16 protein-coding genes are annotated in these 22,255 nt (G+C 58.4%); 1 reads left to right on the top strand and 15 read right to left on the bottom strand.

Annotated elements, in window-relative coordinates; genetic code table 11:
- Window positions 1-36: 36 nt before the first annotated feature.
- The 15 genes from O3675_RS04860 to modA all read right to left on the bottom strand — a co-directional run bounded on the left by O3675_RS04860 (window position 37) and on the right by modA (window position 20,724).
- Window positions 37-1,533, bottom strand: coding sequence for an L-serine ammonia-lyase (locus tag O3675_RS04860; RefSeq protein WP_005508391.1), 1,497 nt, complete (start codon window positions 1,531-1,533; stop codon window positions 37-39).
- A gap of 276 nt (window positions 1,534-1,809) precedes the next feature.
- A complete protein-coding gene (gene gcvT / locus O3675_RS04865; protein ID WP_049353778.1) occupies window positions 1,810-2,928 on the bottom strand; it encodes a glycine cleavage system aminomethyltransferase GcvT in 1,119 nt (372 codons plus the stop codon).
- A 172-nt stretch (window positions 2,929-3,100) separates the two neighbouring features.
- Window positions 3,101-5,941 (bottom strand): aminomethyl-transferring glycine dehydrogenase, encoded by a 2,841-nt coding sequence (gene gcvP / locus O3675_RS04870; RefSeq protein ID WP_371571298.1) that lies wholly within the window; start codon window positions 5,939-5,941, stop codon window positions 3,101-3,103.
- A gap of 306 nt (window positions 5,942-6,247) precedes the next feature.
- Window positions 6,248-7,471, bottom strand: a complete 1,224-nt coding sequence (locus O3675_RS04875) for a nitrate/nitrite transporter (RefSeq protein ID WP_371571299.1) — start codon at window positions 7,469-7,471, stop codon at window positions 6,248-6,250.
- Between the two features lie 30 nt (window positions 7,472-7,501).
- Entirely contained in the window at window positions 7,502-8,335 is an 834-nt protein-coding gene (gene narI / locus O3675_RS04880; protein WP_303981332.1) for a respiratory nitrate reductase subunit gamma, read from the bottom strand.
- A gap of 26 nt (window positions 8,336-8,361) precedes the next feature.
- Complete coding sequence (narJ, locus tag O3675_RS04885; RefSeq protein WP_005504922.1) at window positions 8,362-9,102, bottom strand: nitrate reductase molybdenum cofactor assembly chaperone; 741 nt, start codon at window positions 9,100-9,102, stop codon at window positions 8,362-8,364.
- Window positions 9,103-9,105: 3 nt separating this feature from the next.
- Window positions 9,106-10,719 carry a nitrate reductase subunit beta gene (narH, locus tag O3675_RS04890; protein WP_005504921.1) on the bottom strand — a complete coding sequence of 538 codons (1,614 nt, stop codon included), beginning with the start codon at window positions 10,717-10,719 and terminating at the stop codon, window positions 9,106-9,108.
- Window positions 10,719-14,438 carry a nitrate reductase subunit alpha gene (locus O3675_RS04895; RefSeq protein ID WP_371571302.1) on the bottom strand — a complete coding sequence of 1,240 codons (3,720 nt, stop codon included), beginning with the start codon at window positions 14,436-14,438 and terminating at the stop codon, window positions 10,719-10,721. Before O3675_RS04895 ends, narH begins: the two co-directional genes overlap by 1 nt.
- 78 nt (window positions 14,439-14,516) lie before the next feature.
- On the bottom strand, window positions 14,517-15,710 hold the full coding sequence (locus tag O3675_RS04900) for a ThiF family adenylyltransferase (protein ID WP_371571304.1): 1,194 nt from the start codon (window positions 15,708-15,710) through the stop codon (window positions 14,517-14,519).
- Between the two features lie 113 nt (window positions 15,711-15,823).
- Window positions 15,824-16,330 (bottom strand): molybdenum cofactor biosynthesis protein MoaE, encoded by a 507-nt coding sequence (locus O3675_RS04905; RefSeq protein WP_303936021.1) that lies wholly within the window; start codon window positions 16,328-16,330, stop codon window positions 15,824-15,826.
- Window positions 16,320-16,838: a molybdenum cofactor biosynthesis protein B gene (locus tag O3675_RS04910; RefSeq protein WP_371571306.1), complete on the bottom strand. Its 519-nt coding sequence runs from the start codon at window positions 16,836-16,838 to the stop codon at window positions 16,320-16,322. Before O3675_RS04910 ends, O3675_RS04905 begins: the two co-directional genes overlap by 11 nt.
- 50 nt (window positions 16,839-16,888) lie before the next feature.
- Window positions 16,889-17,389: a cyclic pyranopterin monophosphate synthase MoaC gene (moaC, locus tag O3675_RS04915; RefSeq protein ID WP_371571309.1), complete on the bottom strand. Its 501-nt coding sequence runs from the start codon at window positions 17,387-17,389 to the stop codon at window positions 16,889-16,891.
- Window positions 17,390-17,497: 108 nt separating this feature from the next.
- A complete protein-coding gene (locus O3675_RS04920) occupies window positions 17,498-18,877 on the bottom strand; it encodes a molybdopterin molybdotransferase MoeA (RefSeq protein ID WP_303936026.1) in 1,380 nt (459 codons plus the stop codon).
- A gap of 124 nt (window positions 18,878-19,001) precedes the next feature.
- Window positions 19,002-19,874: an ABC transporter permease gene (locus tag O3675_RS04925; protein WP_371571313.1), complete on the bottom strand. Its 873-nt coding sequence runs from the start codon at window positions 19,872-19,874 to the stop codon at window positions 19,002-19,004.
- A gap of 43 nt (window positions 19,875-19,917) precedes the next feature.
- Window positions 19,918-20,724 carry a molybdate ABC transporter substrate-binding protein gene (modA, locus tag O3675_RS04930; protein ID WP_313987081.1) on the bottom strand — a complete coding sequence of 269 codons (807 nt, stop codon included), beginning with the start codon at window positions 20,722-20,724 and terminating at the stop codon, window positions 19,918-19,920.
- Window positions 20,725-20,958: 234 nt separating this feature from the next.
- On the opposite strand from modA, the gene moaA reads away from it, so the two are divergent.
- Window positions 20,959-22,170 carry a GTP 3',8-cyclase MoaA gene (gene moaA / locus O3675_RS04935; RefSeq protein ID WP_070643107.1) on the top strand — a complete coding sequence of 404 codons (1,212 nt, stop codon included), beginning with the start codon at window positions 20,959-20,961 and terminating at the stop codon, window positions 22,168-22,170.
- Window positions 22,171-22,255: the final 85 nt, after the last annotated feature.

A 22,255-nucleotide genomic window follows, 5' to 3' on the forward strand; every position in this document is an offset into this window, starting at 1 on the left:
CCCTCATCAGGAGTGCAAACCTGCCACAGCGTGCACCTAGCATTCCACCACATTCACAGCCAAACCACCCATGGACGTCTCCTTATAACGGTGAGACATATCCAAACCGGTCTGACGCATCGTCTCAATCACCTGATCCAACGACACACGGTGCGTACCATCACCACGCAACGCCATACGAGCCGCCGTCACAGCATTCGACGCAGCCATCGCATTACGCTCAATACACGGAATCTGCACCAAACCACCCACCGGGTCACACGTCAGACCCAGGTTGTGTTCCATCGCAATCTCAGCCGCATTCTCAACCTGCTCGGGAGTACCACCCATCACCTGCGCCAAACCAGCAGCAGCCATCGAGGAGGCACTGCCCACCTCACCCTGGCAACCCACCTCAGCACCAGAAATCGACGCGCGCTTCTTATACAGCACACCCACAGCAGCAGACGCCAAGAAGAAATCAACAACCGCCTGATCACGAGCAGCCTGACCGCAATGGCGGATACCCTGCGTGTAATTCATCGCGTAATGCAGCACCGCAGGAATAATACCCGCAGCACCATTCGTCGGAGCAGTCACCACACGACCACCAAAAGCGTTCTCCTCATTGACCGCCAAAGCAATCAGGTTCACCCAGTCAATAGCGAACTCAGGAGACTTCGAAGGATCCTCCACCATCAAATCGCGATGCCACGCACCCGCACGGCAACGCACCTTCAGCGGCCCCGGCAAATAACCCACACGCGCCAGAGAAGAGCCAATGCACTCCTTCATCACACGGTAGATATGCAAGATGCCATCACGGACCTCCTGCTCAGAACGCAGAGAACACTCATTCGCCATCTTCAACTGCGCAATCGACAGACCAGACTCATTCGCCATCTCCAGCAGCTCAGCAGCCGAACCAAACGGATACGGAGGGTTCATCAGCGACGCACAACCGGTCGCCTCCTCATCACCCTCAACAATGAAGCCACCACCAATCGAATAGTAAGTGCGCTCCAACAGCAACTGCTCACCCGCAAACGCCGCAATCTTCATACCGTTCGTATGGCGCGGAAGAACCGTCAACGGACGCAGAGTCATATCCAGCTCACGGTAATTCACCACCGGGCCGTACACCTTCTGCTCCTCACCACCGGGCGCAGTCACACCGTACGCAGAGGACGGATAACCAGCCAACGGCAAAGTACCATCCACGCTATTGCGCTCAATCATCGCCTCAGAATCAGCGATATTGATAGTCTCCGGAACAAAACCACACAGGCCCTTCAACGCAGCACTCATCGTACCGTGACCAGCACCCGTAGCCGCCAACGAACCATACAGGTCAACATGCACACCCGTCACACGGTCCAGCAGGCCCTCATCAATCAGCTCCGCCACAAAACGGTTCGAAGCGCGCATCGGCCCCACCGTATGCGAACTCGAAGGCCCCACACCAACGCTGAACATCTCAAAAACACTGATGTCATACGGCAGAGCCTCTGCCTTCTTCTGGGCGCTGCTGGGCGCGCTCTGGTTAATAGCCACGTTCTGTCCTTCAAATAAATAATGTCTGTGCACCGCACCAAAAGATACGCGCCCCTCAACGGAGGAACCACACATCAACCTGCGGTCTATAAGTGCGGACAATCACCCTTGACTGGCCGCTCTAATCCTAACGCACTTCAGAACCAGCACAAACTAAGGCTCAGAACACCTCATACACTCCCCCACCACTCAACGCCCACCTCACGGCGCAGAAAAGGCGCCGTGCCCACACAGGACACGACGCCTCTACCCTACAGATTACCTGCAGAAAAACTCTTACTTCTCACGCTTGTAGAACGGCAGAGCCACAACATCAAACGGAGCACGCTTACCGCGGATATCAACATCCACAGTAGAACCAACCTCAGAGAATTCACGGTTCACCAGCGCCATAGCAATCGGGAAGCCCAGAGTCGGGGAAGGAATACCGGAGGTAACCTCACCAATCTCATTGCCCTCAGCATCCACCAGCTTAGAACCGGCACGAGCAGGACGCTTCGCCTGAGCCTTCAAACCAACCAGGATGCGCTTCGACTCGCTCTTAGCCAGCTCAGTCAGAGCCTCACGACCAACGAAGTCAGCTGCCTTCTTCTCCAGAGCAATCTCAACCAGACGGCCCAGACCGGACTCAAACGGAGTAATCTCAAGACCCAGCTCATGACCGTACAGCGGCATACCAGCCTCAAGACGCAGGGAGTCACGAGAAGCCAGACCGGCAGGAATCATACCGAAAGGCTCACCAGCAGCAGCCAGCTTATCCCACAGCTCAACAGCGTTCTCATTCGGAACGAACAGCTCGAAGCCGTCCTCACCGGTGTAACCGGTACGAGCCAGCAGAACATCAACACCGGCAACAGTCAGCGGCACCGAAGCGTAGTACTTCAGCTCGCGGACAGCCTCCTCATCAGAAACACCAGCAGCCAGCAGAATCTCCTCAGCACGAGGACCCTGAACAGCCACCAGAGAAGTCTGATCCGACTCGTTCACGAACTCAACGTTGAAATCGCCCAGGCGCTCGCTCATCGCAGCGAAGTCAGTGTCAATGTTCGAAGCGTTCGGAACGACCATGAACTCCTCATCGCCCAGACGGTAAGTAATCAGGTCGTCAATCACGCCGCCCTTGTCGTTGACCAGGATCGAGTACTTTGCCTTACCGACCTTCAGGATGGACATGTTCGACACCAGAGCGTAATCCAGGAACGCGCCCGCATCCGGACCGGTCACACGGAACTCACCCATGTGGGACAGGTCGAAAATACCGGCACGAGTACGGACCGCCTCATGCTCAGCAACATCATTAGCGTACTTCAGGGGCATATCCCAGCCGCCGAAGTCGGTGAAAGAAGCGCCAAGCTTCTCGTGGACAGAGTACAGAGAGGTCTTCTTGGGGGACATTAGATTCTCCTCACGCACAGCCTTGTGCTGTTATCGTTCAATCGTCGTAGATTTAGTTCACCTCCACAGACACGAGATACGCTGCGGAGGCGGTCCCCACCCGTCCCCAGGAACCTGAGGACGGGTGAGGCAGGTAGACCGCTACAGCCTACCCAGGAGCGTTATAGGCTCCTTATGCTTCCAGGTCGAAAGCCTCCATCGGGGGGCATTCGCACACGAAGTTACGGTCACCGCCAGCGCCATCAATGCGACCCACCGAAGTGAAGTACTTGTTAGCGCGCAGGCTCGGTACAGGGAAAGCTGCCTGGGTACGGCTGTAGGGGCGATCCCATTCATCAGCGCTCACCACATCAACGGTGTGCGGTGCGTTGCGCAGAACCGAATCCTCCACAGCGACCTTGCCCTCAGCCACCTCGATAATCTCGTCGTAGATGGTCTCCATTGCTTCAATGAAGCGGTCCAGCTCTTCCTTCGACTCAGACTCAGTCGGCTCAACCATCAGGGTGCCCGGAACCGGGAACGCCAGAGTCGGAGCGTGGAAGCCGAAGTCCATCAGACGCTTGCAGACGTCCTCAGCAGTCACGTGAGACTGATCGGTCAGCTGACGCAGGTCCAGGATGCACTCGTGAGCGACCAGACCGCCGGGGCCGGTGTACAGCACCGGGTACTTGTCGTTAAGCTTCTTCGCAATGTAGTTAGCGTTCAGAACCGCGTACTGCGAAGAGTCCTTCAGACCCTGAGCACCAGTCATCGCAATGTACATCCAGCTAATCGGCAGAACACCGGCAGAACCGAAGAACGCCTGCGAAATCGGCAGTGCGGCATCGTTGGGGAGCTTACCTTCAGCATCAGCGCGGTATGCGTCACCGGGCAGGAACTTCGCCAGGTGCTCACGAACAGCCAGCGGGCCAACACCGGGGCCGCCACCACCGTGAGGAATGGAGAAGGTCTTGTGCAGGTTCAGGTGCGAAACGTCGCCGCCGAACTTACCGGGCTGAGCGAAGCCCATCTGAGCGTTCAGGTTCGCGCCATCCAGGTACACCTGGCCGCCAGCCTCGTGAACCAGCTGGCACACCTCAGCAACCTGCTCCTCAAACACACCGTGAGTGGAGGGGTAGGTAATCATGATGCCGGCAACCTTGGGACCGTACTTCTCGATCTTTACCTTCAGGTCGTCAACGTCAATCGAACCGTCAGCCGCAGTTGCCACACCGGCAACCTTCAGACCAGCCAGAGCAGCAGATGCCGCGTTGGTGCCGTGAGCAGACAGCGGAATCAGGACGGTATCGCGCTCGTGGTCACCGTTAGCCTCGTGGAAGGAACGGATAGCGCGCAGACCAGCGTACTCACCGGTCGCACCCGAGTTCGGCTGCAGCGAGATAGCATCGTAACCGGTAATAGCAACCAGCCACTCGCTCAAATCCTTAATCAGCTCGTGCCAGCCCTCAGCCTGATCCTCCGGGACCAGCGGGTGGATGTTCGCGAACTCAGGCCAGGAGATGGGCTCCATCTCAGCGGCCGCGTTCAGCTTCATGGTGCACGAACCCAGCGGAATCATGGTGCGGTCAAGTGCCAGATCCTTGTCAGCGAGGTGACGCAGGTAGCGCATCATCTCGGTCTCGGAACGGTACTTGTGGAAAATCGGGTGCTGCATGTAGTCATCGGTACGCAGCAGCTCAGCGGGCAGATCGTACTGTGCATCTGCCTCACCCAGGGTGCCGCTCAGAGCCTCAACCAGGCCCTTGAGCAGCTCCTCACCGTGAGACTCACCCACGGAAATACCGACGCGGTTCTCGTCGAAGCGGCGGATGTTCACGCCAGCTTCCAGAGCCTTCGCAACCAGCTCGTCGGCACGGCCAGCAGCCTCCACCACGACGGTGTCGAAGAAAGTATCGTGAGCGATACCGTAGCCCGCAGACTTCAGCGCGGTAGCAACACGAGCGGCATTAGTGTGCAGGCGGTTCGCGATAGCGCGCAGACCCTCAGGACCGTGGTACATCGCGTAAGCACCAGCAACAATCGCCAGCAGAGCCTGAGCAGTACAAATATTGGAAGTAGCCTTCTCACGGCGAATGTGCTGCTCACGAGTCTGCAGAGCCAGACGGTACGCAGGCTTACCAGCCGAATCCTTAGAAACACCCACCAGACGGCCAGGCATGGTACGCTCCATGCCCTTGTGAACAGCCATGTACGCAGCGTGGGGGCCACCGAAGAAGAAGGGCAGACCGAAACGCTGAGTGTTACCCACAGCGATATCAGCGCCCAGCTCACCTGGAGACTTCAGCAGGGTCAGAGCCAGCAGGTCAGCGACCACAGTGACCAGGGCGTTACGCTCCTTAGCGGCCTTAATCAGCGGCTCAATATCGCGAATATCGCCTTCATTGCCGGGGTACGCCAGGACGATACCGTACAGGTCGCCCTCAGGCAGACCCTCAGAGAAATCAGTAATGACGAAGGGAATGCCGAGCATCTCTGCACGGCCGCGAGTCACCGAAATAACCTGAGGCAGGCAACGGGAGTCAATCGCGAAGAAGCCATTCTTCACCTTGCGGTTCGCACGGTGCATCATGACAGCTGCCTCAGCTACTGCGGATGCCTCATCCAGCAGGGAGGAGTTTGCAATCTCCAGGCCGGTCAGCTCCATCACGGTGTTCTGGAAGTTCAGCAGAGCCTCCAGACGGCCCTGAGAAATCTCAGCCTGGTACGGGGTGTAAGAAGTGTAGAAACCGGGGTTTTCCAGAATGTTACGGCGCAGAACCGCGGGAGTTACTGCATCGTAGTATCCGGCACCAATCATCTGGGCGAGAACCTTATTCTTCGCAGCATAGCCGGCAATCTTCGAAAGAGCTTCATGCTCCGACAGCGGGGCGGGAAGCTGCAGCTCGCCGTCGAGGCGAATCTGCGAGGGGACGACAGCGTCCATCAGCGCATCCAGGGAAGAATATCCCAGGGTTTCGAGCATCTGCTCTGCGTCTGCGGAACGGGGGCCGAGATGACGATCAATAAAGGACATAGGGATTCTCCTATTGGTCGGCGCAAACCGTAGAGGGGTCACGTCGCGCTATTGCGACGAGTCGAACGCTTTAAGTGTCCCACATCTCCGCACATTTTTCTCACCATTATCACGATTCGACATGCTCGGAGACGATAACTCTTCTCCTAACCCTCATATTGACGACTCGAAGGATTCTCTCGCCCCTGATACCGAACAGAGCAAGGCCCCGGTTCGTTCTCCGTTACCGGAAGAACGAACCGGGGCCCCTATGAAAACAAGCTCAGATATACCTCTTACGAGGAATATCTAAATATCTTCAATGGATTACTTCTTAGCGTGATCCGGCTTGCCACCGTGCGGCACGAGGAATGCCGACAGAAAGGCGAGGAACGCGGTCACGGCCAGCAGCATCAGACCGATGAAGTAGTTGTTCTCAGCCTGGTTGTAGGTTGCACCCATCACCAGCGGCGGGAAGAAACCACCCAGAGCGCCAGCAGCAGCAACCACACCGGACACCGCACCAACGTTCTTCGGATCAGCCGCACGAGCCACCCAGCCGAAGACCGAGCCGTGGCCCAGACCCAGAAGAGCAGCCATCAGGATGAAAACAGCACCATACACGTGCTCAGCATCAGGCTGGAACGCGGTAATAACTGCCAGAATCACCACACCACCCAGGGAGATGAGGGAGATAATCTTCGGACCGAACTTATCTGCCAGGACACCACCGAAGGGACGAGCCACCACAGCGGCAGCGGCAAAGCCAGCCGCACGCAGACCAGCGTCATTAGCGTCGAAGTGGTAGATGTTGCTCAGGTAAGTGGGCAGGTAGTTCGAGAATGCCACGAACGCACCGAACACAACAGCGTAGAGGAAGCACAGCTGCCAAGTGGTCTTCACCTTGAATGCCTGAACAATCTTCGGCATCAGCGGAGTAACCTCACGACCGATGGTTGCCGGGGAATCCTTCAGGAACACGAAAGAAATCACGGCGGTTACTGCACAAATCACAGCAATCAGGATGTGAGTCGGGAAGTAACCGATACCCTGCACCAGGCGGGGGGTAGCGAATGCGGAAACCGCGGTACCCACCATGCCTGCACCGAACACGCCGGTTGCGAAGCCCTTCTTCGATACGTCATACCATGCCGAGCTGAAGGGAATACCTATAGCGAACACGGTACCCGCAATACCCAGGAAGAAGGAGACAATCAGCAGCATGGGCAGCGAGTTCATCTGACCAGCAACACCAACCAGGAGGACCAGGGGCGCGCTAATCGCCAGAACCGCGGTGAACATAATACGACCACCGTAGCGGTCAGTCAGACCACCAGCGGGAATACGGCCGATAGCGCCGATGAAAATCGGCATAGCCACCAGAACACTGGTCATACCAGCGTCCAGGTGCATCTGCTTGGCGTACAGCTTGGCCAGCGGACCAACAATAGTCCAGGCCCAGAAGCCGATGGTCGAGATGAACGTTGCCAGCAGAACGTTACGGAGCTGACCATTCTTCAGGTCGTAGCTCGGTGCAGCAGGGGTGCTCATATTTCCTCTTTTGCAATATGGATATGTGTATTAGCGGTCGGCGCGCTCACGCGGGAGAGTACCAACCGGATCCCAACCTCGACGTGCACCAACACGCTGGCCGCCACGAGAGCGGTACACGGTGTAGGGGCGGAAGAGGTAGTGCAGGGGCACAGTCAGTGCATGCACCAGGCGGGTAAACGGCCAAATGATGAACAGAACCATAGCCACCACGATGTGAATCTTGAAAGCCACAGGAATATTCACCATCAGAGCCACCTCAGGGTGGAAGTAGAACAGCGAACGGAACCACACAGAAATGGTCTCACGGTAGTTGAAGTGAACCTCGTGACCATTCACCGGAGGCAAACCACCCGAGGGGTTCACTGCCGAAATTAGAGTAGCCGCAGTACCGGCGAGAATCACCAGAACCAAAACGATATACATGAAAACGTCATTACGAGTGGTAGCCGAACGCACACGAGAGTTCGAAGCGCGGCGACCAATCAGAACGAACATACCAACAATGGTTGCGACCGCAGCAACAGAACCGCCAACCAGCGCCACAATGTGGTAAGTGTCTTCCGAAACGACCAGGTCGGTGAATGCCTTAGGCACCACCAGACCACCAACGTGGCCAAGGAAAACGGCCGCAAGACCGTAATGGAACAGGGGCGAAGCGATGCGCAACAGCTTCGATTCATAGACCTGGGACGAGCGGGTAGTCCATCCGAACTGGTCAGTACGGTAACGCCAAATGGTGCCACCAATCAGAACGACCAGTGCAACATAGGGCAGAACGCCCCACAGCAGGATGTCAACAATACCCGGATCGACTACAGCCTGTGCAGCATGTCCTGCGTTCTCAGAAGCAAGTACGTACACGTGTTGTCTCCTCACAAGGGATAAAACTAGTTAGAACGAGCCGAAGCCTGCTGGAGCAGCTGGTGATCAGCGTAGCCATTCAGGCCAACAGTCTCGACGGGAGGGCCGTAGCCAGCCATCTTCTGGACCTCTTCCTGAGTCTGCGGAGAGACGCCAGGAAGGGTATCGCAGATGCTCTGCAACAACCCGTAGTGGGGCAGATTTCCGTCCTTCATGGACAGACGAAGAAGCTCAAGGGACGGACGGTACGCCTGCAAAGCGGAACGGCCCTTACGGCGATCCACCAACGCACAGAACTCCAGCACCAGCGGCAGGTAGTCCGGAAGCTCACCATTCAAAACGGTCAACATACCGGAGTCGCGGTACATCTGCTTGAAACGCAGAAGAGTCTCACCACGGCGGCGGGTATCGCCATCGGTCCAGTAGGACAGATGCAGAGAATGACGACGCGAAAGGTCGTATTCCTGCACGTACTCGGACTGCACATCCTCCAGGTCCTTAGAAGTCAGCCACTGCTGAACCGCATCAACGGCAGCAATGAAAGCCTCATCCTGGGTGGAAGCGGTAATCTCCACCAGTTCAGGCAGAACCTTCAGAGTCTCCTCATCGGGGTAGCCCAGGAGCATACCGCTCACCTGGTAAATCACCGAGTCCTTATCCTCGCCGGGACCGTAATCGATATCAAACGGGTTCTCCGGCTGAGCCGGCTCCGAGACAGTAGCCTCGGAACCGGCCTTGCCCATGAGCTTGGAAAAGAATCCAGCCACTTATTACTTCTTTCCGGTGGTATTCGGGAAGAGGCCGTCAGGACGGGAAGAACCGTCCCAGCTGAACAAGCTGACCTTGTTGTTAGCCTCGTAGACACCGGTGGACACGGGGGTCGGGCGACCCTCCATGTCGTTGAACGCATCGCCGTACATGCCGGGTCCGCCATCCACGCTCAGGGAGCAGCCCATTTCCTCAAGGTTGTGGGCGTCTTCCATGTGAGCCTTCGGAATGACGTAACGCTCGTTGTACTTAGCGATAGCCATCAGGCGGTACATCTCGTACACCTGCTGACCAGTCATGCCAACTGCCTGAGCAATCTCCTCGTTGCCTTCGCCACCGAGGTTGATGTCACGCATGTACGAACGCATCGCAGCCAGGCGGCGCAGAACGTTAGTAACAACCTCAGTGTCACCAGCGGTGAACAGCTCAGCCAGGTACTCAACCGGAATACGGAGAGACTCAATAGCGCCGAACAGGTTGTTGCTGTTCTCTGCATCGTGGCCCTGCTCCTTGAGCAGGTCAACAATCGGAGACAGCGGCGGCACGTACCAAACCATCGGCATGGTGCGGTACTCGGGGTGCAGGGGCAGAGCCACCTTCCACTCCTTCGCCAGCTTGTACACGGGCGACTTCTGAGCTGCAGTAATCCACGCATCGGGGATGTCGTTCTTACGAGCCTGCTCAATCACAGCCGGATCCGAAGGATCAAGCATCAGCGACAGCTGAGCCTCGTAGAGGTCCTTCTCATCCTCAACCGAAGCAGCCTCAGTCACGCGGTCTGCATCGTAGAGGAAGATACCGATGTAGCGCATACGACCAACACAGGTCTCAGCACACACGGTCGGAATACCAGCCTCAATACGGGGGTAGCAGAAGGTACACTTCTCAGCCTTACCCGTCTTGTGGTTGAAGTACACCTTCTTGTAGGGGCAGCCGGTGATGCACTGACGCCAACCGCGGCAACGGTCCTGGTCAACCAGAACGATACCGTCCTCAGCGCGCTTGTAGATAGCGCCGGAGGGGCAAGAAGCCATGCAGGAGGGGTTCAAGCAGTGCTCACAAATACGAGGCAGGTAGAACATGAAGGTCTGCTCGAACTCGAACTTAATCTTGTCCTCTGCCTTCTTGCGAACCTTCTCAACCAGCGGGTCCAGGTGACCGTACTCGGTCGCACCAGCCAGGTTGTCGTCCCAGTTCATACCCCACTCGACCTTGGTGTCCTCACCGGTGATGAGGGAGACCGGCTTAGCAGCCGGGAAGTCATCACCCAGAGGAGCGCTGGTCAGGTTCTGGTAATCGTAGGTCCAGGGCTCGTAGTAGTCGTTCAGCTCGGGCTGAATCGGGGAAGCGAAGATCGTGAAGAGCTTCTGGAAGCGGTTACCGCTCTTGAGCTCCAGACGACCGCGCTTGTTCAGCACCCAGCCGCCCTTCCACTTCTCCTGATCCTCGTAACGGCGGGGGTAACCCTGGCCGGGACGAGTCTCAACGTTGTTGAACCAGACGTACTCGGTACCGGCTCGGTTCGTCCATGCCTGCTTACAGGTCACGGAGCAGGTGTGGCAGCCGATGCACTTATCGAGCGCCATCACCATAGCAACTTGTGCCATAACGCGCATTAGAAAGTTACCTCCTGGGACTTACGGCGACGGATGTACGAGACGATGTCTCGCTGGTTACCGGTCGGTCCAAGATAGTTGAAGGCGAACGCCTGGTGAGCGTAGCCACCAATCATGTGGGTGGGCTTCAGAAGAATACGGGTCACCGAGTTGTGAATACCACCGCGCTTACCGGTGACTTCAGACTTCGGGCTAACCATACGCTCCTGAGCGTGGTAGACGTAGCAAACGCCCTCGGGCATACGGTGCGAAACAACCGCACGGCCGACGAAGACACCATTGGTGTTCACACACTCAATCCACTCGCCATCCTTGACGCCAATCTTCTCAGCGTCCTGCGGGCTCATCCATGCAGTCGGACCGCCACGGAACATGCTCAGCATGTAGTGGTTATCGAAGTACTGCGAGTGAATTGCCCACTTGTTGTGCGGGGTCAGGTAGCGAACAGCAACCGAAACACCATCGGTAGTACCGAGCTCAGGCTCGTTGTACAGGCCGGTCATATCCAGCGGCGGACGGTAAATCGGCAGAGCCTCGCCCATTTCGTGCATCCAGTCGTGGTCGAGGAAGAAGTGCATACGGCCGGTCAGGGTGTGGAACGGCTTCTTCTTCTCGATGTTGACGGTGAACGGAGCGTAACGGCGACCACCGGTCTCCGAACCGGACCACTCGGGGGAGGTCATCACGGGCTGCGGTGCGGCCTGGGTCATGGGGAAGGTGATACGACGTTCCTCGTTACCTTCTGCCAGGTCCATCAGGTGCAGACCGGTCTGCTTCTCAAGCTCCTTGAAGCCCTTGACAGCGACCTCACCGTTGGAGGTACCGGAAATCATGAGGATTGCTTCAGAAATCTTCACGTCGGTATCCAGTGCCGGACGGCCTGCGCCCTTACCGGAGTCCATCACACCGAATTCCTTAGCCATCTTCGCGACTTCGTCCTTCAGATCGTAAGTGATGAACTTAGTGGTGGCACCGAGCTTGTCGAACAGCGGGCCAACGGTGGTGTACATGTCGTACAGTGCGCCGTAGTCACGCTCGACAGTGACGAAGTTCGGCATGTTCTTGCCGGGTACGCCCACCATACCGGGGGTGTTCTTCCAGTCGGGTGCGTGGCCGCCGGGCTGAGCAATCTGGCCGGGGGTGTCGTGCAACAGCGGGACCGAAACGATGTCCTTACGGACGCCGAGGTGCTTCTTAGCCAGGCGGCTGAACTCAAACGCCAGTGCCTTGAAGGTCTCGTGGTCGGTCTTTGCCTCCCACGGCGGGTCAATTGCCGGGGAGAACGCGTGCAGGAACGGGTGCATATCGGTCGAGGAGATATCGTGCTTCTCGTACCAGGTAGCAGTCGGCAGAACGATGTCAGACAGCAGGGTCGTGGAGGTCATACGGAAGTCCGAGGTGACCAGCAGATCCAGCTTGCCCTGAGGCGCGTCGTCAACCCACTTCACTTCGTTCGGCAGCTTCTCCGAGTCGGAGCCCTGGACGTTGTCCATGCTACCGACCAGGTGCTTCAGGAAGTAGCTCTCACCCTTAGCGGAGGAACCGAACAGGTTCGAACGCCACAGGGTCAGGGTACGAGGCCAGTTGACGGGGTTGTCAACGTCCTCAACGGAGAACTCCAGGTCACCGGAGTTCAGACGCTGTGCAATGTAGTCCGCGTTCGAGGAAGCCTCGCCGCGTGCCACAGCCTGCTCTGCCTTGTCTGCCAGGTCCAGCGAGTTCTCAGGGAACTGCGGGTAGAACGGCATCCAGCCCATACGGGTAGAACGTGCCACAACGTCAGCAGTGTGAACATCGCGCAGCTCGCCCTTAGCCAGCGGGGACTGCAGGTAATCGGTGGAGTATGCGTCCTGACGGAACTGGTCAGTGTGCATGTACCAGAAGCCGGTACCGATCATGTGACGCGGCGGGCGGCTCCAGTCCAGAGCGTTCGCAATGTTGGTCAGACCGGTCAGCGGACGCGCCTTCTCCTGGCCCACGTAGTGAGCCCAACCGCCACCGTTACGACCCTGGCAACCGGTCAGGTTCAGCAGGGCGAGGATAGCGCGGTAGGTGGTGTCAGCGTGGTACCACTGGCAGATACCTGCACCGAAGATGACCATGGAGCGGCCACCGGAATCCAGGGCACTCTTAGCAAACTCGCGGGCAACGCGGATAACAGCCTCGGCGGGGACAGAAGTAATCTGCTCCTGCCATGCCGGGGTGTTCTGAACGTTCCAGTCCTCGTAGTCCTTAGCCCAAGTACCGGGCAGGCCCTCACGCCCCACACCGTACTGTGCCAGCATGATATCGAAGACGGTGGTGACTTCGTGGCCTTCAACGTAGGCTACGGGCACGCCGCGGGTAATGACGTCGCCGTGGCCCTTCGGGTTGTCGAAGGTCGGCATCTTAATCTCTGCAGCTGCAGTCTGGCCCTGGGGCAGGTCGCGAATCGACAGAATCGGCTTACGACCCTGCAGATCCAGGTTCCACTTGCCCTGGTCTTCCTGAGCGTAACGGTGACCCATGGTGCCGTTGGGGACGAAGACCTCACCGGTCTCGCGGTCCATCAGGACGGGCTTGAAGTCAGCATTCGGCTGCTCAGCCTCGCCAGCGAGCTTTGCAGCGGTCAGGAACTTGGAGGGAACCTTAATGCCGTCTTCGCGGGTTTCCAGGGTGACCAGGAAGGGAAGGTCGGTGTAGGTCAGGGAGAAGTCCTCGAAGAACTCGACACGCTGGTCGACGTAGTTCTCCTTGAGGATGACGTGGCCCATTGCCATTGCCAGCGCCGCGTCGGTACCTGCCTGGGCGGGCAGCCACTCGTCAGCGAACTTGGTGTTGTCGGCGTAGTCGGGGCTCACGGTGACAACCTTGGTACCGCGGTAGCGAACCTCGGAGACCCAGTGAGCGTCCGGGGTACGGGTCAGCGGAACGTTTGCGCCCCACATGATGAGGTACGCAGCGTCCCACCAGTCGCCAGACTCGGGAACGTCGGTCTGGTCGCCGAAGACCTGCGGGGAAGCCACGGGAAGGTCAGCGTACCAGTCGTAGAAGCTGGTCATGACGCCACCGGCCAGCTGGATGTAGCGAACACCCGCGCTGAAGGACGCCATGGACATTGCCGGAATCGGGGTGAAGCCGGTGTTACGGTCGGGGCCGTAGTACTTGATGGTGTGCACGTGAGCAGCAGCCATCAGCTCGAGAGCCTCAGCCCAGGTCGAGCGCACCAGACCACCCTTACCGCGTGCGTTCACGTAGCGTGCACGCTTGGCGGGGTCGGACACGATGGAGTGGAAGGCGTCCACGGGATCGTTGTGGATTGCCTTCGCTTCGCGGTACATCTCCAGCAGGAGACCGCGAACGTAGGGGTACTTAACGCGAGTGGGAGAGTAGGTGTACCACGAAAATGCTGCACCGCGGGGGCAACCGCGGGGTTCGTACTCGGGGCGGTCGGGACCAACCGAGGGGTAATCGGTTTCCTGTGCTTCCCAGGTGATAATGCCGTCCTTGACGTACACCTTCCAGGAGCAGGAGCCGGTGCAGTTCACGCCGTGGGTAGAGCGAACTTCCTTATCGTGGCTCCAACGGTCGCGGTAGAAGGCGTCACCTTCGCGGCCGCCTTCACGGAAGACGGCGCGGCCGTCTTCAGTCTCATCCCAGCGGGAGAAGAACTTACCGAACTTGATCAGCTGATCGGTAAGGGGGCCATCCGGGCCCTTAATCTGTGATGCTTGTTCCATACTGCCCAATATATCGGAAATTTGGCATAGAAAATACGAGATAAAAACCTTGCCTAATTCATGCGAAATAAGGGTGTTTTAGACCGTAAGCCAGGCGGAAATTCCACCCTCAAGCATGTACACAGAACGCTCCTCCAGAGGCGCTATTTCACGAGCCGCTTCAACCGTTCGGGTGTATCCGGTGCAGTAAATAACGATTTTATGGGCATTTGCGGGGATTTTACGCTCAATTAGGGCTTTGAGGGAGTCATTTCGAGCCGCTTCAAGCAATTCAGTGAGGGGTAGATTAATGGCACCGTCAATCGCAAAGGCATTGAACTCCACCTGCTCACGGACATCCAAAAGGGCAATATTTTCACCCGATGACATCTTTTTAAGGTCCTGAGCGCTCATCGAGCGGGGCTTCGAGTCAGCAGAAGAGCTTGTAAAATCCTGAGAAATATTACGAATTGTTACATAATTTTTGGGCTTATGACTTGTTTCTTGGGGCAAAACAGCGCTTTTCTTAGGTACAGCTTGCACGCTAGCTACAAGAGGTATATATTCCCACCTTCCGCTTAATGCCGAATATAGGCCAACCTCACCCATGAGCGGCTCCCCCACCCCGGTCAGCAGCTTCACCGCCTCCATGGCCATCGCAGCACCCACCACGCCAGCCATAGCACCCACCACGCCAGCAGTACTACACGACGGCACGCTACCGGCAGCAGGAGCATGAGGGTACAAATCCTCATACACCGGACCGCGACCAGCCCAAAACACACTCAGCTGCGCATCAAAACCAAGAATCGCAGCCCACACATGCGCAATCCCAGCACGCGCAGCCGCCGCCGACACCACATAACGCGATTCAAAATTATCGCTACCATCCAGCACCAGGTCAGCACCAGACAGAAGCTCATCAACATTCGCCTCCGTCAAACGCTCACGCACCGGCACAACCTCAATAAAAGGATTCAGCGAGCGCAAAGACTCTGCGGCAGACTCAGCCTTAGAATTACCCACTCTGGCGTGCGTATGAATCACCTGGCGGTGCAGATTCGAGGCATCCACGAAATCATCATCAACCACCACAATCTGACCGACCCCGGCACCCGCCAGGTACAGCAGCGCGGGAGCACCCAAACCGCCAGCACCCAGCACCACCACGCGTGCGCGCTTGAGCGCCAACTGAGCCTCGTAACCCATTTCGGGCAGAATCAGCTGACGAGAATAGAACGCACGCTCAGCGGCAGAGAGCTCGCCCGTGCCGGTTGAAGGCTGAGAAGACATAGGGATTCCTCGCGTCTAGTAGTAGAGGTGACTTGAGCTTTCAAGGAGAATAAGCCTGCCCGAGAGAAAACCCCCTGACAGGCTTATATAGAGATATCAGAATATTCAGAAGGCTAAGCGGGAGAAGTGTCCACACCAACCCACTCGATGCTTCCATCGAGCAGTTCCTGTTCCTTCCAAATCGGTACACGAGCCTTCACCCGGTCAGCCACCAGCTCACAGGCATCAAACGCGCGGCCACGGTGAGCAGCCGCCGCCATCACGGTCAGAGCCGACTCACCAATAGCAATCGGCCCCACACGATGCACAGCCCACAGACGCACACCGTCCAGCTCGGCAGCAACCTCGGCGGCAACCTCCGCAATATACTCACGAGCCTGCGGATGCGCGCTATAGGACAGCCCGCGAACCGCACTACCGTGATCATGGTTACGTACAATGCCGTCAAAAATTACCAGGGCACCCATGGCGTCGGTCATGACCTCAGCCTTAGCCGCAGCGTACAGCGGCTCCAGGGGCGCCTCCGTAATATCGGTGAACACCACGGTCGAGCCGCTCGGCTCAGCACCGTGCGCACCCGAATGGTCCAGGGATCCTTCGTTCTGCGGCTTAGTGGTCATGGTAGTCCTCCATCTGACGGCAAATGTGCTCAACAAGCGGGTCGAGGGTTGCCACGCCGTCCTTCACACCACCGCGCGAACCGGGCAGGGTCATCACGAAGGTTCGGTCAATGACGCCCGCCACGCCGCGTGAAAGTACCGCGGCGGGAACGTTCTTCAGACCGTTCATCCAGAAGGCGTGCATGATGCCGGGTACTTCCTTGTCCAGGTGTGGGCGAACCGCCTCCACGGTCTGGTCGTCAGAGTTCAGACCGGTACCACCGCTGGTCAGGATGAAGGTCGGTAGGTTACCGTTCTTCTTACCTTCAGCCACCAGGGTGTTGAAGTACTCGACAATATCGCGGTCTTCAATGACCACGGCATCCGGGGTGTCGAAACCGCGCGAGCGCAGCCACTCCACGGCGATGGGGCCGGACTTATCCTCGTACACACCGCGGGCTGCGCGGGTGGAGGCGACAATAACCAGGCCGGTGAGGTTCTCGGGCATGGTGTACTCTTCGCTACTCATTGGCTTTCCTTTTCTGTATCTATCAGGTGACGGGGGTGCGCCGCCGCAGCTTAGGAGTCCTCGCGGACGGACCAGTCGCCGGACTTGCCGCCGCTCTTCTCCAGAACACGGATATCGGTAATGACGGCGTGCTTATCGGCTGCCTTGATCATGTCGAAAACGGTCAATGCCGCCGAGGAGACGGCGGTGAGCGCTTCCATCTCCACGCCAGTGACGCCGCGGGTCTTCACGGAGGCCTCAATACGCACAAAGTCGGTGCCGCGCTCAAAGTCCACCGTAATCTTGCCCAGGGGCAGCGGGTGGCAGAGGGGAATGATTTCCGGGGTGCGCTTAGCACCCATAATGCCCGCAACGCGTGCGACGGGAAGGGCGTCACCCTTGGGCAGGTCGGCGTCGAAAATCATGGCGATCACGTCTTCGCGGGTGCGCACGGTCGCCTCAGCCAGGGCGGTGCGGGTGGTAACCGACTTCTCCGTAACATCCACCATGTGCGCCGAGCCGTCGGCACGCACGTGGGTCAGTTCCTGGTTGGGCTGCGAGGTAGAGGTCATCGTTTCTCCTGGCTTCTGCGCGGTATTCTTCTGCCGCGAATCGTTACTTAGTGTGAGTCTCAATTATTCCTTGTCGTTCGACCAAGGAACAATGCGGGGGTGTTGCCCCTAATTATCGGTGAGGCGAATGCGGTGGTAGTGTACCGCCTCTCCCCCGGTGTAGGTGGTTCCGGGCGCCAGCTCAATCAGCACATCCGCCTGGGCGGCGCGGTGCAGCAGATGCGAGCCGGAGAGCACATCAGGGTAGAGCTCCACCCTGTAGGTTCCGGGCTCCACCTCAACCATAGCGAGAGTGCCGCGCAGGAACTGGCGCTTGGTTGCGGGTGCGGTGAGCGGGGTGTCGGTGACGAGCACGCCTCGCGGTGCGTTGTTCAAGGTTGCCTGTTCGGAGGCAACCGCGTGGGGCACGCCGTAGGGGCCACCGGCACGCAGGTAGGGGCGAAGAATCAGCGCGTACGAGATGAGGGTGCTCACCGGGTTGCCGGGGAAGGAAATCATGGGCACGCGGTGACCTTTGAAAGCGAGAACGTTTACCCCCTGGGGGCCGCCGGGCTGCTGGCTGACGTGGCCGAACCAGGAAACGGGCACCAGAATATCGGCTTCGTGCGCCTTGGCGATGGCGTTGCGCACCACCTCGTATTTACCGTGGCTAATACCGCCTGAGGTAATGATGATGTCCGGTTTGAAGCTCTCGTATTCTGCCGTGAGGCGGTGCAACAGCTCGATGGGATCATCACCAATAGCGATACGCCGCACCTCCGCTCCGTCTTCGCGGAGCATGGCGGTGAGCATGGGGCCGTTGGCGTCAAAAATCTGGCCCTGGCCGAGTTCCTGGGTGGTGGCGCTGCCGTCTTCTTCAACACCGGAGAGGATCTCGTCGCCGCCGGTGCAGACGAGCACGCGGGGACCTGCCGCGACGGTCAAGCGGGCATAGCCCTGGGATGCGAGCGCACCGAGCAGAGCGGGGGTGACGCGTTCACCGGCGCGTGCGAGGACCTGACCGGTGACGACGTCTTCACCGCGGCGGCGCACGAACTGCCCGGGCTTGCCGGGGGCAAGTTTGACCTTTTCGCTGGGGCGGCCGAAGGATTCGGGCAGGTCGGGGTATTCGATGCGTTCGGACTGTTCGACGGGAATAACGGCGTCGTAGCCCTTGGGCATGGGCGCGCCGGTCATGATGGGGTAGGTCAGGTCGTCGGAGGAGCGGGAACGCTGCAGGGGGCGGCCGGCGGGGATTTCGCGTCCGACGGTGAAGATGCGGTCTTCGCGTCCTGCGGCTTCAGCGGTGAGGGCGTAGCCGTCCATTTGGGAGTTGTCGAAGCTGGGTACGTCCATACGTGCGGTGACGTCTTGGGCGAGGATGCGTCCTGCCGCATGGTAGAGGGGAACCGTTTCTGCTGTGCCGATGAAGACTTCGCGTAGCAGGAGCGCCAGGTAGGCGCGGTATTCTTCGGTGCTAGGGGTTCCATTGAATTCGGGGGAAATCATGGCGGTTCCAATCGTGCGGCGGCGGTTATGACTAGTGTAGGTGTGTGTTTGCGGGCTGGTAAATGGAGTTTTGCCTAAGGACCGGTGTGTGCCGGCCGGTATGTGGGGCAAGTGACGAAGCGGCTTATCGGGTGCTTTCGCGTAGTTTTTTGAGGGCGCGGATTAGGCCGAGGACCCCGAAGATTCCTAGGTAGAGGCTGATGAGTATCAGGGCGCTTCCGAGGGCGCTGGGGATGTCGCTGCTGTTGATGGCTAGGTCGATGGCGAGGGGTATGGTTTGGGTTTTGCCTTGCACGTTGCCGGCGAAGGTGACGGTTGCGCCGTATTCGCCGAGGGTGCGGGCGAAGGAGAGCAGGAAGGCAGTGGCGAGGCCGGGCGCGGCGAGGGGCAGGAGCACTTTGAAGGTGATTTCTGCGGGTTTAGCGCCTTCGACGAGGGCGATTTCTTCGTATTCGCGGGGAATAGCCTGCAGGGTGGTGACCGCGGTGGCAACGAAGAAGGGTAGGGCAACGAAGACTTGGGCGATAATCACCGCGTTGGGGGTGAAGGGGATAGAGATTCCTGCCTGGTAGAGGTAGGTGCCGATCATGCCTTTGCGTCCCCAGAAAAAGAGCAGACCGAGTCCGGAGACGACCGGGGAGAGAATCACCGGGGTGTAGATGATGGCGTAGAGAACTGACCCGAATCGGTGTAGCCGCGAGCGGTTGAGCACTTTGGAGAGCACGAGCGCCAGGGGTGCACCGAGAAGCCCGCAGATGAGGGTGGAGGCGGCGGCAGTACTGAGGGAGAGGTTTGCCGCCCCGAGCACCTGCGGGGTGAAGATGCTGCCGAGCTGGCTCCAGGGGATGTTGAGGAAGAGCCCGAGGAGCGGTCCGGCAATGAGGAAAACACCCAGCGACGCCGGAACCAGGAAGAGCACGGGCACGGAGGCGAAGAGGCTACTTCCGGGTGTGCGTGAGGTTCCGGCGTTGCGGCGGGTAGCGGTAGTGTCTGTCATGGGTGATGAGACGCGGGTTGTTCCCTACTGTGGCGGTGCTGAATTACTGTGCGGTGTTGAAGCCGTACTCGGTGAGGATTTTCTTCGCCTCGTCGGAGTTCTTCAGCCATTCGTTGAACTTCTTCGCGGTTTCGGAGGAAGAGCCGGTCTTGCTGAGCGCTGCGGGGTATTCGTTGCGTTCCACATCGGTCAGCTCGACGGAGCCGAGGTTGACGCCCTTTTTCTTGGCGGCGGCGAGGTCGGTGGTGTAGATGAAGCCCGCATCGGCGTTACCGGTGGTGACCTTGGTGGCTACGTCGGTGACCTTGCTTTCGGTGGTTGCGTTCTTGAGGGTGATGTCGTGCTTCTTCAGTTCCTGGTGGGCGATGGTGCCGCAGGGGACGTCTTCTTTACAGACTGCGACGACGCCGTCGGTGGTCTTGAGGTCGTCGAGGCTGTTGATCTTGCCGGGGTTGCCTTCGGCGGTGACAAGCACGAGCTTGTTGGTGACCAGAACGTTGGTTTTGGAGTCGGAGAACTGGTCGAACTTCTTTGCTTTATCCATGTTCTTGGTGTCTGCGGTGATGAGCAGGTCGGGGGTTGCGCCCTGCTCAATCTGGTTGACGAGCTTTGCGGAGCCTTCATAGACGAAGGTGACGTCCACGCCGGGGTTGGCGGCTTCGTATGCCTTTTCGAGGTCTGCGCCGGCGTTGTTCAGGGAGGCTGCAGCGAAGACTTCGACCTTGCCGGAGGCAGCCTGGTTGCTCGATGCGGAGGCAGTGGACGAAGAGGAGCTCTGGGTGGCGCCGCATCCGGTGAGGGCGAGGGTTGCGGCGGCGAGCGCGCTGAGGGCTGCGAGGGGGCTCTTCATGAAATTTGTTTCCTTGGTTAGTTCGTACTGCTATTGAAGGTGAGGTGCGTCCATGTGCGGGCTCTGTATGACGTTCCGTGTACGTCCCTAGCTTGTACACGCGGCGTTACTTCGTCGTGGTTGTCTGCCGTGGCGCAGTTGTAACTTACCCTGCACACACTATGTACGGGGCGCCGGAACATGGAATAATCATATTGTCACCTGAAATATGCAAATTTTCCACATAGGTTTTACATGGCGTACACGGCAAATTCGGCCTCTTCTGAGCTCATTGCGGGCCCAACGTTAAGCACCTTATCTTCTGCGGAGGGTAACGGGGCTGCTTTTATTACGCCCGAAAAATCTGAGAGTGGCGTAAAGGTCGAGCGTAAGCTCCCGAATATTACAAACAGCGGTCCGCTCTTGGACCGTTGGGGTCGCGTGGCGACGGATCTGCGTATCTCTCTGACCGATAAATGTAATCTTCGTTGCATTTATTGCATGCCGGCGGATGGTTTGCAGTGGCTTCCCAAGGAGAATCTGCTCTCCGCCGAGGAGATCGCGCGCCTTGCCGATATTGCGATTACTGAGCTGGGCGTTGAGGAGATCCGCTTTACCGGTGGCGAGCCGCTGGTGCGCGCCGATTTGGTGGACATTATTTCCCGTATCCATCAGGCGCATCCGGATGTTCCGCTTGCTATTACGACGAACGGTATTGGTTTGGAGAAGCGTGCCGCCGCCCTGGCGGAGGCTGGTCTGACCCGCATCAATGTTTCTCTGGATACGATTTGCCGTGAAACCTTTGCCGAGTTGACCCGCCGCGATAAGCTCGATGCCGTGCTCAAGGGTATTGACGGTGCTGCCGAGGCTGGTCTGTGGCCCATCAAGATTAATGCTGTGCTGATGCCGGGTCTGAATGATGATCAGGCTCCGGAGCTTCTGCGCTGGGCATTGGCGGGCGGTTATCAGCTGCGTTTTATTGAGCAGATGCCGCTGGATGCCGATAACCGTTGGACCCGTGAGGGCACGATTACTGCCGCTGAGATTCGCGAGAAACTGTCGGCTGAGTACGTTCTAGGTTCGGTGGCTGAGGCTCGCGGCGACTCCCCCGCTCAGCTGTGGGAGGTGTACCCGCTCGGCACTGCCCTGGATGAGGCGGGCTTCCCGGCTGACGACACCGAGTCGCTGGGCCGTGTGGGCATTATCGCTTCGGTGACGGAGTCGTTCTGCAATGCGTGCACTCGTACCCGTCTGACGGCGGACGGCAAGATTCGCTCGTGCTTGTTCTCTGACACTGAGACTGATCTAATGCAGCTTCTACGCTCCGGCGCTGACGATCAGCAGCTGGCTCTGCGCTGGCGTGAGGGCATGTGGTTTAAGCCGCGTGCGCACGGTAAGGAAGACGCTGACTTCGATATTGAGGAGTTCGCGAAGGCGAGCCGCTCGATGAGCGCTATTGGTGGCTAAGACGCTACCCTATTTATTAGCCGAATATACAGTCAGATATGCGTGGGACAAGGTCTTTTACTGGCACCTTGCACCCCCTGGCTTT

It is taken from the genome of Rothia sp. 27098_8_27 (assembly GCF_041432805.1).
GTDB classification, from domain to species: Bacteria; Actinomycetota; Actinomycetes; order Actinomycetales; family Micrococcaceae; genus Rothia; species Rothia mucilaginosa.

What these genes read in the sequence shown, in the direction of transcription:
- O3675_RS04920 (WP_303936026.1), bottom strand. Translation starts at nt 18,877, where the DNA reads ATGATTTCCCCCGAATTCAATGGAACCCCTAGCACCGAAGAATACCGC.
- O3675_RS04895 (WP_371571302.1), bottom strand. Translation starts at nt 14,438, where the DNA reads ATGGAACAAGCATCACAGATTAAGGGCCCGGATGGCCCCCTTACCGAT.
- gcvP (WP_371571298.1), bottom strand. Translation starts at nt 5,941, where the DNA reads ATGTCCTTTATTGATCGTCATCTCGGCCCCCGTTCCGCAGACGCAGAG.
- O3675_RS04875 (WP_371571299.1), bottom strand. Translation starts at nt 7,471, where the DNA reads ATGAGCACCCCTGCTGCACCGAGCTACGACCTGAAGAATGGTCAGCTC.
- gcvT (WP_049353778.1), bottom strand. Translation starts at nt 2,928, where the DNA reads ATGTCCCCCAAGAAGACCTCTCTGTACTCTGTCCACGAGAAGCTTGGC.
- O3675_RS04900 (WP_371571304.1), bottom strand. Translation starts at nt 15,710, where the DNA reads ATGTCTTCTCAGCCTTCAACCGGCACGGGCGAGCTCTCTGCCGCTGAG.
- O3675_RS04905 (WP_303936021.1), bottom strand. Translation starts at nt 16,330, where the DNA reads ATGACCACTAAGCCGCAGAACGAAGGATCCCTGGACCATTCGGGTGCG.
- modA (WP_313987081.1), bottom strand. Translation starts at nt 20,724, where the DNA reads ATGAAGAGCCCCCTCGCAGCCCTCAGCGCGCTCGCCGCCGCAACCCTC.
- narH (WP_005504921.1), bottom strand. Translation starts at nt 10,719, where the DNA reads ATGCGCGTTATGGCACAAGTTGCTATGGTGATGGCGCTCGATAAGTGC.
- moaA (WP_070643107.1), top strand. Translation starts at nt 20,959, where the DNA reads ATGGCGTACACGGCAAATTCGGCCTCTTCTGAGCTCATTGCGGGCCCA.
- moaC (WP_371571309.1), bottom strand. Translation starts at nt 17,389, where the DNA reads ATGACCTCTACCTCGCAGCCCAACCAGGAACTGACCCACGTGCGTGCC.
- O3675_RS04910 (WP_371571306.1), bottom strand. Translation starts at nt 16,838, where the DNA reads ATGAGTAGCGAAGAGTACACCATGCCCGAGAACCTCACCGGCCTGGTT.
- O3675_RS04925 (WP_371571313.1), bottom strand. Translation starts at nt 19,874, where the DNA reads ATGACAGACACTACCGCTACCCGCCGCAACGCCGGAACCTCACGCACA.